Origin of the sequence: Arthrobacter sp. zg-Y1219, from assembly GCF_030125545.1 — a bacterium.
In the GTDB taxonomy this organism is placed as follows: domain Bacteria; phylum Actinomycetota; class Actinomycetes; order Actinomycetales; family Micrococcaceae; genus Arthrobacter_B.
In genome coordinates this window covers 36,131-51,997 of sequence record NZ_JASKLY010000020.1, presented here as the reverse complement: position 1 = coordinate 51,997, position 15,867 = coordinate 36,131, and the positions used below count along the sequence as shown (strand labels likewise).

Below are 15,867 nucleotides of genomic sequence, written 5' to 3'. Positions count from 1 at the left end.
CGGTTGCGGCAGCGTCGTGGTGAATGCTGGCGGCGACGGCAGTTTGCAGGTGCTTCACCATCGACAAGGGAGCTTCGGATGAGCTGGCTTGACCGTGAAAACATCATCGCCCCGCCTGGGTTCAACCGCTGGCTGATCCCACCAGCCGCACTGGCGGTCCACCTCTGCATCGGGCAGGCGTATGCCACGAGCGTGTACAAAAACGCGCTGGTGGAGCACTTCGACGCCAGCCTCACGCAGATCGGCGTCATTTTTTCCGTGGCCATCGTGATGCTGGGCCTGTCCGCCGCGATCATGGGCACCTGGGTGGATCGGAACGGCCCGCGAAAGGCGATGTTTGTGTCCGCCGTTTTCTGGTCCGGCGGGTTCCTCGTGGGCGCGGCCGGAATCTTCACCGACCAGCTGTGGCTCCTCTACCTCGGTTACGGGGTCATCGGCGGCATCGGGCTGGGCATCGGCTACATTTCTCCGGTCTCGACCCTGATCAAATGGTTCCCCGACCGGCCCGGACTGGCCACCGGGATGGCGATCATGGGTTTTGGCGGCGGCGCGCTGATCGCCAGCCCGCTGTCCTCGGCCCTGCTCACCTTCTATGACCCGGAGTTCGGCACCGCGGACGGTGACGGGGGCGAGGCTGTTGGAAAGCTCTTCATTACCCTCGCTGCCGTGTATCTCGTGTATATGCTCTACGGTGCATGGACCATCCGGGTGCCCGCGGAAGGATGGCGCCCCGAGGGGTTCGATCCGGCCACAGTAGCTGCCAAGTCCTTGGTCACCACCGCCCACGTCTCCGCCGCGAATGCGATCAAAACCCGGCAGTTCTGGCTGGTCTGGATCGTTCTTTTCTGCAATGTCACGGCCGGGATCGGCATCCTGGAACAGGCCTCGCCGATGATCCAGGACTTCTTCCGCCAGCCCGACGGCGTCTCCCTGGTCAGCGCTGCGGTGGCGGGAGGCTTTGTGGGCCTGCTCTCGATCGGCAACATGGGTGGACGCTTTGTCTGGTCCGCCACCTCGGATGTGATCGGCCGCAAGCGCATCTACATGGTGTATCTGGGGGCGGGCGCCGTGCTCTATTTGATGCTCTCGCTGTTCGGCAGCACCTCCACCATCTTGTACGTCCTCCTGGCCTTTGTGATCCTGTCCTTCTACGGTGGCGGGTTTGCCACGGTGCCGGCCTATCTCCGGGACCTTTTCGGCACGTATCAGGTAGGCGCGATCCACGGAAGGCTGCTGACGGCGTGGTCAGCCGCAGGCATCGCCGGCCCGTTGATCGTGAACTCCTTCCTGGACGCCCAGGGAACGCCTGGCGAACTGGATGCCGGCGCGTACCAGCCGGCACTGCTGACAATGGTGGGCCTGCTGATCATCGGCTTCATCGCCAATCTGATGGTGCGTCCGGTCGATTCCCGGCACCATGAACCGCAGGGTGCGGCACCGGAGAACGCACCTGCAACCAAGCTGAAGGATGAGCACCAGTGAAAAAATCTCTCGACCTTCGGGTGGCCCTGAGCTGGCTCCTGGTGGGTGTTCCCTTGGGGTACGGCGTTTTCCAGACCCTCTCCCGGGCTGCTGCGCTGTTCGGCTGACAGAAAGCACCGCTGGGCTCCGGCGCTTCCCTACCCCGTGCTTGTTGGGAGCAGGCCTGCGAAGGCGCGGGCCTGCTCCAGCAGCTGCGGCACGCCTGCCTCCAGGGACGGGGCAAAACGCGTGTCGTTGGGCCGTTCGCCCTTGAGCCACCGGGTGTAGATGGCTTCGCAAAAGATGGAGGCCTTCCACAGGGCCAGCGCCTGATACCACGGCAGCGCCTCAAGGGAGAGCCCGGTCTGCGCCTGGTAGCGCGCGATCAGCTCGCTCCGCCGCAGGTAGCCCGGGTCGCGGGTGACGGCGGACAGCTCCAGTGGGCTGGGAGGGCTGCCGGGCTCAGCGTAGGTTGCCGTCAGATAGCCGAGGTCGGCCAGCGGATCGCCGACGGCGGCCATCTCCCAGTCCAGGACGGCGGTCACCCGAGCGGGGGCGCTGCCATGGAACATCAGGTTTCCCTGCCGGTAGTCGCCGTGAAGGACTGCGGCGTGCTGGCTCTCGGGAAGGTTGTCGGCCAGCCAGCTGCCCAGGCGCGCGACGTCCGGCAGGGACCGCGTCGTATTGATGTCCCAGAGCGCGGAAAACCGTTCCACCTGCCGGCGCAGATAGCCGTCCGGGCGGCCGAAGGACGCGAGTCCGCCGGCGGTCACATCCACCCGGTGCAGCTGGACCAGGGTGTCGACGACGGCGTTGCTGGTGGCCAGCCGCTGTGCTGCCGAGTTCAGGGGCGCCGGGACGGTATCGGTGATGACGAGGCCCTCCAAGTAGGTCATGACGTAGAACGGCACGCCCAGCACCGACTCGTCCTCACACACTGCCAGGATGTCCGGAACCGGAACCCCCTGGGTGTGCAGGAGCTGCTGGATCCGCGCTTCACGCACCATGTCATGCGTCGACGGCGGCAGCGGCGGACGGGGCCCGCGCCGGAGCACGAATACCTCGCTGCCGCGCTGGATGCGGTAGGTGATGTTGGACTGCCCGTCGCCGATCTGAGCCCAGGACAGCGGGCCGGAACCCAGGTTGTGCGCATCCAGGAAAGCAGTGACGGCGTCCAGGATGAGCAGGGGCGGGGAGGCGAGCGCCTCGGCATCGGCCTGGGTTGCCACCACCTCGGTGCCGTCCGGCACTGAGTGCAGGAGGCTCGCGCCTGCCATCTTCTATGCCTCCGCGGAGCTGTAGGTCTGGGCGACGTCGGCCTGGAAGGGCGCGCCGTCCTCCACCGCCCGCCGTCGTTCTGCGGACGCCCGGCGGGCGATGGCCCACTTGTGCGTTTCGTTTGAACCGTCGTAGATGCGGAAGGCGCGCACCTCGTTGAGGTAGGACGCCAGTGGCAGGCGGTCGGAGACGCCGTCGCCGCCGCACAGCTGCAGGGAACGGTCAATCACCCGGTATACCGCCTCGGACGTGTGCGCCTTGGCCACCGAGGACAGCGCGGAGCCGGCCTTGGCGTTGGATTCCAGCAGCGTGGCGGTCTTGGTGATGATGGCATCGGAGGTTTCCAGATCCATCACGTTCAGGGCCAGCATGTCCTGCGCTATGCCCAACTCGTGCAGGGCGGAGCCGAACATTTCCCGGGTGTTGGTCCGGTCCAGGGCAATGTCCATGGCCCGCCGGGCCAGCCCGAGCCAGCGCATGCAGTGGGTGAGCCGGGCCGGGCCGAGGCGTGCCTGGGCATAGCGGAATCCCTTGCCGGGAGTGCCCAGCACCGCCGAGTCCGGCACGAACACGTCCTCGAAGTGCAGGTGCGGATGGCCGCCGCCGATGGCGCGGTCCATGGTGGAAATCTGTTCGCCGATCCGCACCCCGGGGGTGTCCATGTCCACGAGGAGCATGGTGGCTCCGGCCGGGGCACCACCCTCCGGCGCCGACGCGTCGAGGGCCGGGGTGCGGACCATGGCGATGCAGAAGGCGGCGTTGTTGGCGCCGCTGGTGAAGCGTTTGTGGCCGTTGATGATCCAGCCGCCGTGCACCTTGGCGGCCGAGGTCTGCAGGGCGGCCGGATCCGATCCCGCGCCGGGGTGCGGTTCGGTCATGCCGAAGCAGGACCGGGCCGCACCGGAGACCAGGGGGCGGAGATACTGCTTCTTCTGGTCCTCCGTGCCGATCAGCTCGAGCATGTGCATGTTGCCCTCGTCCGGGGCCTGGCAGTTGAGCACGGTCGGGCCGATCAGGGAATACCCCGCCTCCTGGAAGATGGGCGACCAAAACCGCAGCGCCAGGCCCTGGCCGCCGTATTCCTTCGGAGCATGCGGCGCGAAGACACCGGCGCTCTTGGCCGCGGCACGCAGCCGGTCGAGGGAGTCCTCGCCGAGGCGCTCACCCGGCAAGGGCTCGGCCGGAATGACGGTGGACCGGATGAAGTCCCGGGTGCGGATGCGCAGGTCTTCGACCTCGGAGGGCAGGGTGCTCATGGGGATGTCCTTAGCAGCTTAGGCATTGCCGCCGGCGGCCAGCAGGCCGCCGTCGAGGTTCAGGATCTGGCCGGTGATCCAGGCGGCGTCGTCCGACGCCAGGAAGGCCGCGGCGGCAGCCACGTCCTCAGGCGTGCCCAGCCGGCCGAGGGGATAAGCAGCGGCTACCTGTTCTTCCCTGCCCTCGTACAGCGCGCGGGCAAAGGCCGTTTTGACGACGGCGGGAGCCAGGGCATTGACGCGGATGGCCGGCCCCAGCTCAACCGCCAGCGATCTGGTGAGCTGCTCAATGGCGGCCTTGCTGACTCCGTAGAAGCTGATGCCGGGGGAGGGGGTCTGTGCGCTGACCGAGGACAGGTTGATGACCGATCCGCCCCGTTCGGCGAAGTCCAGCTTCGGATGGTGAAAGGCGGCCTGTACCCAGCCGAGCGTGCCGTAGAGGTTCACCTCGATGATTTTGCGGGCGGCCTCCGGCTCCAGCTCCATCAGCGGACCGTACACAGGATTGATGCCGGCGTTGTTCACCAGGATGTCCAGCCGGCCGAATGCCCCCGCCACGGTGTCCAGCACCTCGGCGCGGTGTTCCGCGTCGTCCGACTTGCCGGCAATCGCCAGGACCGATCCCTCCGGGAACGACGCCGCTGCCTCCTCGAGGGGCCCGGGTTTCCTGGCCGTGATGCAGACCCGGGCACCCTCGGCGGCCAGCCGCCGGGCCACGGCAAGGCCAATGCCCCGGCTGGCACCGGTGACGATGGCCGTTTTCCCCTCCAGTCGCCGGGACTCGCTGTACTCCTGCATGGGACTCCTCTGATTGCCGGGACCGGGCCGCCGAAAGGGCACCACTCCCAAGCAACCGCTTGGTATGATGCGCGGTCAGGCTAAGTCTGCTGTAGCGCGAATAGTGTGTCAAGGGCCACGTCACCGCCTGCCAGGCGGCGGGAGGGCAGCCGTCACCGGTACCGGCGGTGCAGGTTTCCCCGGGCCTCCGGGCCGTTTGCCCCTTCCGCGATCCAGGGGCCGGTTCCCTCGGACTGGTCCAGCACACCCTCCTCCAGCCAGGTGTACCGCCCGGACAGCACCCCCTTGGCGAGCCGGCGGTCCTCGGCATCTGAGTTGCGCCACAGGTCGTCAAAGAGCGCGTCAATCCGCGCGCGGGACTGGGCGCAAAAGGCCCCGGCCAGCTCATACGCTTCGGTACCCTCCGCCGGATTCTTCCCGCGCATCGTCTCGGCCCGCATGCACACTGCCGACATGGCGAACAGCTCAGCGCCGATGTCCACAATCCGGCCGAGGAACACCTGATGGTGCTCCAGCCCGGCCTGCCACCGTGCCATGCCGTAAAAGGTGGACCGGGCGAGCCGCCGGGAGGCGCGGTCGGCGTACCGCAGATGCCCGGAAAGGGGGCCAAACTCCGCGTACGCGGTGGGCACGGAACCGCGTCCGGCCGCCAGTGTGGGCAGCCAGCGGCCGTAAAAACCGCTGGCCTTCACTGCTGCCCTGGCCTTGTTTCCCAGCGGGGAGTCCGCCACCGCCAGGTCGCCGGCGGCCTTGAGATGGGCATCAACGGCATCACGGGCGATCAGCAGATGCATGATCTCCGTGCTGCCTTCAAAGACCCGGTTGATCCGCAGGTCCCGCAGCTGCTGTTCGGCGGCCACCGCCCGTTCCCCCCGTGCAGCCAGGGACGCCGCTGTTTCAAAACCCCTGCCGCCGCGGATCTGAACGAGTTCGTCAGCGACCCGGTAGGCCATCTCGGAGGCCCAGAGCTTGGCGAGTGCCGCTTCGATCCGGATGTCCTTGGTGCCGGCGTCGGCCATGGAGGCAGACAGTTCAAACACGCTTTCCACGGCGAAGGCGGTGGCGGCGATGAACGCCACCTTTTTGGCCACCGCCTCGTGCCGGCCGATGGGTTGTCCCCACTGCTCGCGGGTGCCCGTCCAGCCGCGGGCGATTTTCACTGACCATTTGGCGGAGGAGGCGCACAGGGCGGGGATGGACAGGCGCCCGGTGTTCAGGGTGGTGAGGGCGATTTTCAGGCCCTGCCCTTCCCTGCCCAGCCGGTTGGCCGCTGGCACGCGCACCCCGCGGAGCCTGGTGACGCCATTCTCGATGCCGCGCAGGCCCATGAAATTGTTGCGGTTCTCCACAGTGATTCCGGGAGTGTCCATTTCCACAACGAAGGCGCTGATGCCGCCTTTTTCCGTTCCGTGGGCCGGCACCGCCGCCATGATGACCACCAGTTCGGCGATCACTCCGTTGGTGGTCCAGAGCTTTACCCCGTCCAGCACATACTCGCTGCCGTCCTCCGACGGCACGGCGGTGGCGCGCATCCGCGCCGGGTCGGATCCGACGTCGGGTTCGGTCAGCAGGAACGCTGAGATGGCGCCGGTTGCGCAGCGGGGGAGGTATTCCTCCTTCTGCTCCTCGGTGCCGAAGACCTTGACGGGTTCGGGCACGCCGATCGAGAGGTGGGCGGACACCAGCGCGCCCAAACTGGGGTGCACCGATCCGAGGAGCATCAGGCCGCGGCCGTAGGCGAGCAGGGACAGGCCCAGGCCGGAATACTGCCGGGGAATCTTCATTCCGAAAACTCCCAGTTCGGTCAGGCCCCGCAGGTACTCGTCCGGAATCACTCCGGTGCGTTCAATCAGCTGGCCGTCCAGGGTGGCGCAGAAAGCGGCCAGCCGGTCCAGGAAATCGCGTTCCCGGATTGCTGCCTCGGGATCAGCGGCTTGGGGCCGAATCAGGTCCAGGTTGTAGCTGCCCATGTAAATGCCCTTGGCGAAGCTTGGCCGCCGGTCCTCGGCGATGCGGGAGTCCTCGGCCAGTGCGCGGGCATCCTGGGCGGTGACCACCCGTTCCTTGATATTCCGAACGCCGTCGTCGTTGCTGCTCCGGGCATCCTGCAGGTTCCTTGTGCTCATGGCAGTTCCCCTCGGTCCGGGCTGCACCAGGCAGCCTCCGTTGGCTGTGCCGCCTCAGCGTACGCCCGGAGGGCGCGGGCTGAAAGAGGTGTCCGGTTGCCCGGGAACCTGGCCTTCCATGTTTTTGAGCGAGGGCACAATTCTTGACAAGTGCCCCCTCGGTAGCGTTGGAATAGTAAGCACACTGATTACTTCCGGCGCTCGCTGGAAGTAATGACGCCAACTGGAAAACGTCTACGGGACACGTATACAGGGAAGCAGGCAGATGCAGAACGAGGGGGACTGGGAAGCCGTCCGATTGTTGTCCACGGCAGCCCGGCTGGTGCGTCGCGAGGTCGATAACCGGCTGCGCGATGTGGGTCTGACGCAGGAGCGGGTCACCGTGCTGCGGGTGCTGGTCGCGGACGGACCGATGAAACGCGCGGAGCTGGCGCGGCGGCTGAGAGTTACGGCACAGACGCTCGGAACCTCGCTGGCGACGATGTCGCGCCAGGGGCTCGTGCGCGAGCTGCCCCACGTGCAGGGTGCCGCCAAGCGCGTGGTGGACATCTCCGACTATGGGCGCCGGATGCTGATGCGGGCTGACGACATCGAGCGGGCGGGGTTCAGCGCCGATATCCACCCCGAACTTCGCCGGGAACTCATCAGTCTGATCCGGGAGCTGGAAGTGGACCGGACGGGAGCCTCCGCGTCGCTCTAGGCGCATGGAGCCGCAGGTCCGGCAGGGGTAACGTGATGAGTGATCGAGTAGGAACGTCACGGCCCCGGGCCGGAAGAGGGTAGAAGATGAGTGAAGGCATTCGGATCGCCGCCGTGGATGAAATCGACGAAGGAACAGCGGTGAAGGTCGATGCCGAAGTGGCGGGCACCGCTGACGATATCGCGGTCTTCCACAGTGACAACGGGAGCTTCTATGCCCTGAACGACACCTGCACCCACGAGGAAGCATCCCTGTCGGAGGGGTGGATCGAGGACACCGAGGTGGAGTGCCCAATACACTCGGCCAGATTCTGCCTGCGGACCGGGGAGGCGCTCTGCCTTCCGGCGCTGGTGAATGCCAAGACGCATCGGGTCGAGGTCCGCGACGGCGAGGTCTACCTCCACCCCGGCGAAGCACCGGAGTAGTGTCCCGCCGGACTGGCCCGGACTGGCCCGGACTGGCCGGGACTGGCCGGGACTGGCCCGGACTGGCCCGGACTGGTCGGCCTGGCCCGAGCTGCCCCGGCAGCAGGCAGGTGCACTGATTACGCAAGACATACGTTGCGTAATTACCCTGAGGATAGGTTAGCCTTACTTTTGTCCGGTTCATGCCGGGCGCTGGTCAGTCTGAATACAACTACTTTCCCTTAGTCGAGGAGCCCCCATGGCCCTGTCCCGGATGCGCCGCGCTGCGGCCGTTGCCGCCGTTGCCGTTTTGTCCCTTTCCGCCTGCTCCACCGGTTCCGCCGGAGGGGATGGGGCGGGCAGCGGCACTTCCGCCCCTGCGGCTGCAGATTCGTTCCCGGTCACCATCGAGCATGTCTTCGGTGAAACAACCATCGAGGAGGCTCCCGAGCGCGTTGCCACCGTCGCCTGGGCCAACGCGGAGACCGCACTTGCCCTCGGCGTCGTTCCGGTGGGCATGCCGGCCATCGATTACGGCGGAAACGAGCAGGGAACCACGCCGTGGATCGACGAAGCGCTGGAAGAGCTGGGTGCCCCGCTGGGGTCCGAGAACGCTCCGGTCCAGTACTCCGAGACTGACGGCATCGCATTTGACGACATCGCGGCAACCAACCCCGACGTCATCCTGGCCGCGTACTCCGGCTTGGCGCAGGAGGACTACGACAAGCTTTCCAAGATTGCCCCCGTTGTGGCCTACCCCGAAGCTGAATGGGGCACTTCCTGGCAGGAAACCGCCACGATGACCGGCGCAGCCCTGGGCCTGGCTGACGAAGCGGACCAGCTGGTCGCCGACACCGAGCAGTCCATCAAGGATGCCGCTGCCGAGCATCCCGAGCTGGAAGGCAAGACCTTCATTTACGGCAACCTGGCCAAGGGTGCCTCGTCCATCTACACCTCGCTGGACAACCGGCCCAAGTTCCTCACTGAACTGGGCATGGTCCAAGCCCCGGTCGTGGACGAAAATGCACCGGCCGGCGAGTTCTACTTCCCGTGGGCCGATGAAGACGCCAACCAGCTGGACTCCGACGTCTTCGTCACCTGGGTAGCCGACGACGCAGCCGCTGATTCCCTGGCCGCTGACCCGCTGCTCGGCCAGATCCCCGCGGTCAAGAACGGCGGCCTGGTCGCTGACTCCGATGCCGAACGTGTCTTCTCCGTCTCCGCCATCAACGTGCTCAGCATTCCCTATGCCCTGGACAACGTGGTGCCGATGATCGCCGAGGCAGCCGCAGCGGCCGACGCCGCCAAGTAGTCTCCGCACCTAAGAACACCCCGGGTAACCCGGGGTGTTCTTTCGTTTGCCCGTGGGGTTTCCCGGTTCGTGTGTTGGGCCGATTGGACAAAACCCCGATTGGACAAAACCCCGATTGGACAGGACCCCCCGGGCAGCTGACACGATCAAAGGATGCAAGACCTGCTTAGTATTGCCTCCGGCCTCGAACCTGTATTCGCCGTCCTGCTCGCCGTGGGAGCAGCATTGCTGCTTGCCCGGATAATGCGTGAATCCGCTGCCAAGATGTTCAAGCGGGTGCCGCGGATCCGGGAAGTGAGTGCCCTGTCGCGCAATCCGCTGCGGCTGGTGCTGTCGCTGATCGGAGTCCGGATCGGCCTGGCGGCCACCGCCGCCGGCACCGACTGGTTCGCACCGGTCAGCTACGTGCTGACCCTGGGGCTGATCGCCTCGCTGGCCTGGCTGGCGGTGGTTGTCCTGCTCATCATCGAGGTGATGCTCCTCAGCCGGTACACCACGGACAGCAAGGACAACCGCCGGATGCGCCGGCTGAAGACCCAGGTCATGCTGGGCCGCCGCGTGGGCGTGGCCGTCATCGTCACCATCGCCGTGGCCTGCGTCCTGCTGACCATCCCCGAAGTGCGGGCACTTGGCGCCGGTATCCTCGCCTCGGCCGGTCTGATCTCCATCGTCGCCGGTCTCGCCGTGCAGAGCACCCTGACCAACGTGTTTGCCGGCATGCAGCTGGCCTTCACCGACGCCATCCGGGTGGACGACGTCGTTGTCGTGGAAACCCAGTGGGGAACCATCGAGGAGATCACCATGACGTACGTGGTGGTGCACCTGTGGGATGACCGGCGCCTGATCCTGCCCTCGACCTACTTCACGACCACCCCGTTTGAAAACTGGACCCGCAAGCAGTCCGACATCCTGGGCACTGTGGAGCTGGACCTGGACTGGCGCGCGCCGGTGGGGGATCTGCGCTCCCATCTGAAGGAAGTCCTCGCCGGAACCGAGCTGTGGGACGGACGCACCGGCGTGCTGCAGATTACGGATGCGGTGAACAGCCTGGTGCGCGTGCGCATCCTGGTCAGCGCCGCTGACAGCGGGGCGCTTTTTGACCTGCGCTGCCTGGTCCGGGAAGCGATGGTGACCTACCTGCAGGAATGGCACCCCGGCGCCCTGCCTCGCCAGCGCTGGGAGGAAGTGCACGCCAAGTCTCCGGAAGTGCACAGCAGCCCGCGGTCCGGGGCCGGCGGAAGCCCGGAAGACACGAGCACCTCCCAGTTCTTCACCGGCTCCATGACAGCCGTTGACCGCAGGCATTCCTTTGCCGGTCCGGGCAAGCAGGTCTTCGACGAAAGAGAGGAAAAGTCCGCCGAGGACTAACCCGGGCGCCGTCGTTTTCTTCCCCCGCCGTTGACAGGCGGATCCCTTTCTGGCTGGCTGGCAGCAGGCCCGCGGAACATTGGGGATTGCCCGCCGCGGATTGCCGGACACGGAATGCTCACCACGGAACACTCAGCGACAGGGGTACGGCGATGGCAGACGAATTTGTAATCCACGAACTTCAAGGCTCCAACGTGTGGGCCAAGGACGGTGAACGGCTGGGGCCGGTGGGCCAGGTGCACCTGGACCGGGCCACCGGTGCGCCGGAATGGATTACGGTTGCCCTCGGCCTTTTTGAAACCCGTCAGCATTTCGTCCCGCTGGCCGGGGCGCGCCGGGATGAGGACGACATTTATGTCAACTACTCCCGGCAGGCCGTCGATGACTCGCCCATTGTTGATCCCGACGGTGCCCTCAGCCCGGAGGAAGAAACGCTGCTCACCGACTACTACAAAAAGTTCTGACCTGCCGGGCGGGCTGCGGCTGGTCGGCTCCGCGTACCTTTGGAGGTAAGCCCCCTTACGAATAGGATGAAATACTGTAATCCAACGCACCCAGGAGGCCGTCATGGCGCAGCAGGACAGTGAGGCACGGGCCCAAACGGCACCGGACCCCGACCACGCGAGCAAGCCGGACACCCCGGCTCAGGTCAGCAAGCCCAGCTGGAAGTACATCCTCCGCAAAACGATTCGTGAGTTCTCCAAGGACCAGTGCACCGATCTGGCCGCTGCCCTCACCTACTACACGGTGCTGGCCATGTTCCCGGCGCTGCTGGCCCTGGTTTCGATTCTGGGCCTGATCGGGCAGGCTGAAAGCACCACCAACACGATGCTTGAATTCCTTGAAGAGTTCGCCCCGGGCAGCGCCGTTGACGTCCTGAAAGACCCGATCACCCAGCTGACGACCTCCGGTGCTGCCGGGTTCGCACTGATTGTCGGTATTGCCGGTGCGCTGTGGTCAGCCTCGGGCTACGTGAAGGCCTTCGGCCGATCGATGAACCGCATCTACGAGGTGGACGAAGGCCGTCCGGCCTGGAAGCTGCTGCCGACCCAGCTGCTGGTCACGCTGATGCTGATCCTCCTCGTTGCGGCCCTGCTCATGATGCTGGTGGTCAGCGGCCCCATCGCCGAGACCCTGGGCAACGTGATCGGCCTCGGCCCTGAAGCCCTGATCATCTGGAACATCGCCAAATGGCCCGTCATGGCGATCTTCGCCGTGCTGCTGATCGCGATCCTCTACTACGCCACCCCCAACGTGAAGCAGCCCAAGTTCCGCTGGATGAGCATGGGGGGCTTCATTGCCCTGATCGTCCTGGGGATCGTGACCTTCGGCTTCAGCTTCTACGTGTCGAACTTCGGCAACTACAACGCGACCTACGGCGCCATTGGTGGCGTGATCGTCCTGCTGCTGTGGCTGTGGCTGGCCAACCTGTCCCTGCTGTTCGGTGCCGAGTTTGACGCCGAGGTGGAGCGGGGGCGCGAACTGCAGGCCGGCATTCAGGCCGAGGAGTCCGTCCAGCTGCCTCCGCGCGACACCCGCCAGTCGGAGAAGCGCCAGGAGCAGGAGGAAGAAGACATTGAGCAGGGCCGGAAGCTGCGCCAGCAGCACGCGGGCAAGGACTACGACGACGACCTCCACGACACCCGCTGAGGACACCCGCTGAGGACCGTCAGCGGATCGACCTCCGGGTGATCGACAGGTGATCGACAAGCAGCAGGGCGGCTCCTTCGGGGGCCGCCCTGCTGCATGTCTAGCCCAATTTGCCCTTGACCGCGCGGCGCACGCCATACAGGACCAGGCCGATCGCCAGCAGGATTCCCGCCCGCAGCCAGACCGACCCGGACTGCTGGGCCAGCAGCAGCACGCACGATGCAATCGCCAGGTAGGGCAGCACCAGCGGTGCCCGGAAATGCTTGTGGTCCACGGGGTCCCGCCGAAGCACAATCACCGAGAGGTTGGTGCTCAGGAAGACCAGGAGCAGGAGCAGCACCACGGTCTCGGCCAGGGACTCCAGCCCGCCGGTGACAGTCAGCACCATGGCCACGCCGGTGGTGGCGATGATCGCGACCCACGGTGTTTTCCGGTTGGGCAGGACCCGGCCAAAGACGCGGGGCAGCAGCCCCTGTTCAGCCATGCCGAAGGTCAGCCGGCTGGACATGATCATGGTGAGCAGGGCGCCGTTGGCCACGGCCACCAGGGCAATCAGGCTGAACAGCCAGTCCGGCACGCCAAATCCGGTGGCACTGACCACGGCCAGCAGCGGTCCGCTGGAGTTGGCCAGGTCCCCGGTGGGCAGCGCTGCCGCGGCGGCAACTCCGATCAGCAGGTACACCACTCCGGCCGTGAGCATCGCCCCGAAGAGTGCCTTCGGATACACGCGCTGCACATCGCGCACCTCTTCGGCAACGTTGGCTGACACCTCGAAGCCCACGAAAGAGTAGTAGGCAATAACTGAAGCACCCAGGATCGCCGTCGCCGGGTTAACCCCGGCGGGGAACTGGGTGATCTGTTCCGGGTGGCCGTTTCCCTGGCCGACCATGACCGCCACCAGCACAATCACCAGCACCAGGCCGGAGACTTCGATGACCGTCATGACCACGTTGCTGCGCACCGACTCCGAGATGCCCCGGGCATTGAGCAGCGCCACCAGAAGCAGGAACACGATCGCCGCCGGCCCCGGCGGGACGTCCACGAACGAAGCAAGGTAGTCGCCGGTAAAAGCGAGGGACAGGCCGGCGGCGCTGGTCACTCCCGCGGCGAGCATGCAGAACCCCACCATGAAGGAGATGATCGGGCGTTTGAAGGCGCGCTCCGCAAACACGGCCGCCCCGCCGGCCTTGGGATACTTGGTAACCAGCTCCGCATAGGAGCTCGCCGTGAGCAGGGCCAGCAGCAGGGCGACGGCCAGCGGCACCCAGATGGCGCCGCCGACTTCGCCGGACACTTCACCGACCAGCGCGTAAATACCGGCCCCGAGCACGTCGCCGAGGATGAAAAGGTACAGCATGGGACCGGTGATCCCCTGCTTGAGTTTTGAGGCGGGCGCCACCTGCGGGCTGTTGTCCATGACGAAAAGTGTAGGCCAATCATAAGTGTGCTGACGATCGGCAAATATAGGGTAAAAATATTCCATGACTTCTGTTCCACATTCCCTGCCCGCCCGCTGCGACGTGGTGATCGTCGGCGGCGGGATCGCCGGTCTGAGCGCCGCAACGGTGCTTGGCCGGGCCCGCCGCCGGGTCGCCGTAATTGATGCCGGCCGTCCGCGCAACGCTCCGGCCGGCCACGTCCACGGTTTCCCCTCGCGCGACGGCATCGCGCCGATGGAACTCCTGGATTTGTGCCGGTCCGATCTGGAGCGGTACGACGTCGAACTCATCGACGGCGAGGTGGCGCATCTGGGAGATGGGCGGCCGGGGAACGGTGACGGCCGCACCGTGCGACTGGCCGACGGCAGGCTGCTGCACGGCCGGCACGTGGTGATCGCCTCGGGTCTGCGGGACGTGCTGCCCGACGTCGCCGGCGCGGAGGAGCGCTGGGGCAGGGACCTGCTCCAGTGCCCGTACTGCCACGGCTGGGAGGTTGCGGACCGGCCCCTGGCAGTGCTCGGAACCGCTCAAAGTTCGGTTCAGCAGGCCATCCTGGTGCGCAGTTTCTCCCGTGACGTGACCTTGATCCTGGCGGAAGAAATGGAGCTTTCCGCGGAGGATGCCCGTTCGCTGGCTGCCATGGGGGTTCAGGTGGTGTCGGGAACGGCTGTCCGGCTGCAGACCGCGGATGATGCGCTGTCAGCTGTGGTGCTGGCGGACGGCCGGCTGGTGCCCTGCCGGGCGGTGTTCTGCGAGCCGGGTGCCAGCGTTGATCCGAGGCTCGCCGGCACTCCGGGCTGCCGCCGGGACGCGGACGGCTGCATCGAAACTGATGCCGAGGGCCGCACCGGAGCGGACAGGGTCTGGGCGGTCGGCAACGTCACCGACCCCTCCAGCCAGGTGGTGGCCGCCGCCGGCGACGCCTACCGCCTCGCCGTGGCCCTGAATGCGGAATTGCTGGAGGAAGACATTGCCGCGGCCGTCCGCGCGGCGGAAAGCCGGGCAGCCGGAGAACCTGCCGCCGCCGCGGCGCCGGTCAGCGCCGCGGAGCCAGCAGCGGCGAGCCGCTGACGCCGTCGCCTTCCGACATTCCGTCCAGGATGAGCTTCAGCGACTCGACGGAGGTCTTGCGCGGAGCCCAGCCCAGCAGCTCGCGTGCCCGGGAGGTGTCCATGATCGGAGACCCGGCTGCCATGTCGATCCAACCCGGATCGGTGCGCTGCAGGCGTGCCGCCCAGGTGAGGCCCACGACGGCCCGCACCAGCTTCACCGGAATGGTCAGCAGGCGCCGGGCGCCGAGTGCGCCCGCCAGCAGCTCCGGGGTGATCACCGGCTCGGCGGCAATGTTGAAGGGCCCCTCCGCGCGCTGGTCCAGCACCCGCCAATAGGCATCGGCCATGTCATCAGCGTGGACAATCTGGAAGGAGAACTCCTTCGGCAGCGGAATCAGCGGCAGGCTCAGCTTGTTCAGGATGGCCTTGGGAAACAGCGGTCCCAGGAAGTAGTTGCCGATCTCGGTTCCGGCGCTCGAGGAGAAAACCAGCCCCTGCCGCAGGCGCGCCACCGGGATCTCCGGATACTCGCGCTCGAACTTGTCCAGCAGCGCTTCCTGCTCGCCCTTGTGCCGGCTGTAGTGGGAACTGGCTATGCCGCGCGCCGGCCAGGACTCGTCGGTGAGCCGGTCCTTCGGCGCGGGTGAGTAGGCGCCCACGGACGACGCGCAGACAAATTGGCGCACTCCCGCCGCCGCGGCTGCGGCCAGGGCATTTTCGGTGCCGTGCACATTGATGCGGTGCAGCTCGGCTTCGTCATGGTTTGGCTGCAGGGCCCAGGCCAGGTGGACGACGGCGTCCGCGCCCCGGAGCGCCTCCGTCAGTTTTTCCCGGCCCTCGCCGGTGGCGATGTCGATACTGTGCCAAGAGACGCCGTCGTACGGCGCGACGGAAGGGTCCGGCAAACGCCGGGCGATACCCACAATTTCCAGGCCATCCGGACGTTCGCTGCGCGCCTGGGCCAGTCGGCGCAGCACTGCTGTGCCGACGTTTCCGGTTGCTCCGATAACAGCTACTCGCATC

At 66.4% G+C, this 15,867-nt stretch carries 15 protein-coding genes; 9 read left to right on the top strand and 6 right to left on the bottom strand.

Annotation, left to right across the window (positions count from 1 at the left end; all coding sequences use genetic code 11):
* Positions 1-78: 78 nt before the first annotated feature.
* Complete coding sequence (locus tag QNO00_RS15320; protein ID WP_229966201.1) at positions 79-1,482, top strand: OFA family MFS transporter; 1,404 nt, start codon at positions 79-81, stop codon at positions 1,480-1,482.
* Entirely contained in the window at positions 1,479-1,589 is a 111-nt protein-coding gene (locus QNO00_RS17420) for an MFS transporter small subunit (protein WP_442860508.1), read from the top strand. The genes QNO00_RS15320 and QNO00_RS17420 overlap by 4 nt, the downstream gene beginning before the upstream one ends.
* A 30-nt stretch (positions 1,590-1,619) precedes the next feature.
* Here QNO00_RS17420 and QNO00_RS15315 read toward each other — a convergent pair whose 3' ends face one another.
* The 4 genes from QNO00_RS15315 to QNO00_RS15300 form a co-directional block, all read right to left on the bottom strand.
* Positions 1,620-2,738, bottom strand: a complete 1,119-nt coding sequence (locus tag QNO00_RS15315; protein ID WP_284025117.1) for a phosphotransferase family protein — start codon at positions 2,736-2,738, stop codon at positions 1,620-1,622.
* A gap of 3 nt (positions 2,739-2,741) precedes the next feature.
* Positions 2,742-3,995 carry an acyl-CoA dehydrogenase family protein gene (locus tag QNO00_RS15310; RefSeq protein ID WP_284025116.1) on the bottom strand — a complete coding sequence of 418 codons (1,254 nt, stop codon included), beginning with the start codon at positions 3,993-3,995 and terminating at the stop codon, positions 2,742-2,744.
* Between the two features lie 18 nt (positions 3,996-4,013).
* The gene (locus QNO00_RS15305; RefSeq protein WP_229966198.1) at positions 4,014-4,793 is read right to left on the bottom strand and encodes an SDR family oxidoreductase; all 780 of its coding nucleotides are present in this window, start codon (positions 4,791-4,793) and stop codon (positions 4,014-4,016) included.
* Between the two features lie 152 nt (positions 4,794-4,945).
* Complete coding sequence (locus tag QNO00_RS15300) at positions 4,946-6,919, bottom strand: acyl-CoA dehydrogenase family protein (RefSeq protein ID WP_284025115.1); 1,974 nt, start codon at positions 6,917-6,919, stop codon at positions 4,946-4,948.
* Between the two features lie 265 nt (positions 6,920-7,184).
* Between QNO00_RS15300 and QNO00_RS15295 the strand changes: the two genes are divergently transcribed.
* The 6 genes from QNO00_RS15295 to QNO00_RS15270 all read left to right on the top strand — a co-directional run bounded on the left by QNO00_RS15295 (position 7,185) and on the right by QNO00_RS15270 (position 12,353).
* Positions 7,185-7,619 (top strand): MarR family winged helix-turn-helix transcriptional regulator, encoded by a 435-nt coding sequence (locus QNO00_RS15295; RefSeq protein ID WP_229966196.1) that lies wholly within the window; start codon positions 7,185-7,187, stop codon positions 7,617-7,619.
* Between the two features lie 86 nt (positions 7,620-7,705).
* Entirely contained in the window at positions 7,706-8,044 is a 339-nt protein-coding gene (locus QNO00_RS15290) for a bifunctional 3-phenylpropionate/cinnamic acid dioxygenase ferredoxin subunit (RefSeq protein WP_284025114.1), read from the top strand.
* Between the two features lie 238 nt (positions 8,045-8,282).
* On the top strand, positions 8,283-9,335 hold the full coding sequence (locus tag QNO00_RS15285; RefSeq protein ID WP_229966194.1) for an ABC transporter substrate-binding protein: 1,053 nt from the start codon (positions 8,283-8,285) through the stop codon (positions 9,333-9,335).
* A gap of 153 nt (positions 9,336-9,488) precedes the next feature.
* The gene (locus QNO00_RS15280; protein WP_284025113.1) at positions 9,489-10,703 is read left to right on the top strand and encodes a mechanosensitive ion channel family protein; all 1,215 of its coding nucleotides are present in this window, start codon (positions 9,489-9,491) and stop codon (positions 10,701-10,703) included.
* A 152-nt stretch (positions 10,704-10,855) separates the two neighbouring features.
* Positions 10,856-11,167: a PRC-barrel domain-containing protein gene (locus QNO00_RS15275; RefSeq protein ID WP_229966192.1), complete on the top strand. Its 312-nt coding sequence runs from the start codon at positions 10,856-10,858 to the stop codon at positions 11,165-11,167.
* A gap of 103 nt (positions 11,168-11,270) precedes the next feature.
* On the top strand, positions 11,271-12,353 hold the full coding sequence (locus QNO00_RS15270) for a YihY/virulence factor BrkB family protein (protein WP_229966191.1): 1,083 nt from the start codon (positions 11,271-11,273) through the stop codon (positions 12,351-12,353).
* A gap of 100 nt (positions 12,354-12,453) precedes the next feature.
* Here the strand turns inward: QNO00_RS15270 and QNO00_RS15265 are convergent, their stop codons facing one another.
* Positions 12,454-13,770, bottom strand: coding sequence for an APC family permease (locus tag QNO00_RS15265; RefSeq protein ID WP_284025112.1), 1,317 nt, complete (start codon positions 13,768-13,770; stop codon positions 12,454-12,456).
* Positions 13,771-13,834: 64 nt separating this feature from the next.
* Between QNO00_RS15265 and QNO00_RS15260 the strand changes: the two genes are divergently transcribed.
* Positions 13,835-14,863 (top strand): NAD(P)/FAD-dependent oxidoreductase, encoded by a 1,029-nt coding sequence (locus QNO00_RS15260; RefSeq protein WP_229966189.1) that lies wholly within the window; start codon positions 13,835-13,837, stop codon positions 14,861-14,863.
* Here the strand turns inward: QNO00_RS15260 and QNO00_RS15255 are convergent.
* Positions 14,829-15,866 (bottom strand): NAD-dependent epimerase/dehydratase family protein, encoded by a 1,038-nt coding sequence (locus QNO00_RS15255; protein WP_229966188.1) that lies wholly within the window; start codon positions 15,864-15,866, stop codon positions 14,829-14,831. The genes QNO00_RS15260 and QNO00_RS15255 overlap by 35 nt on opposite strands.
* Position 15,867: the final 1 nt, after the last annotated feature.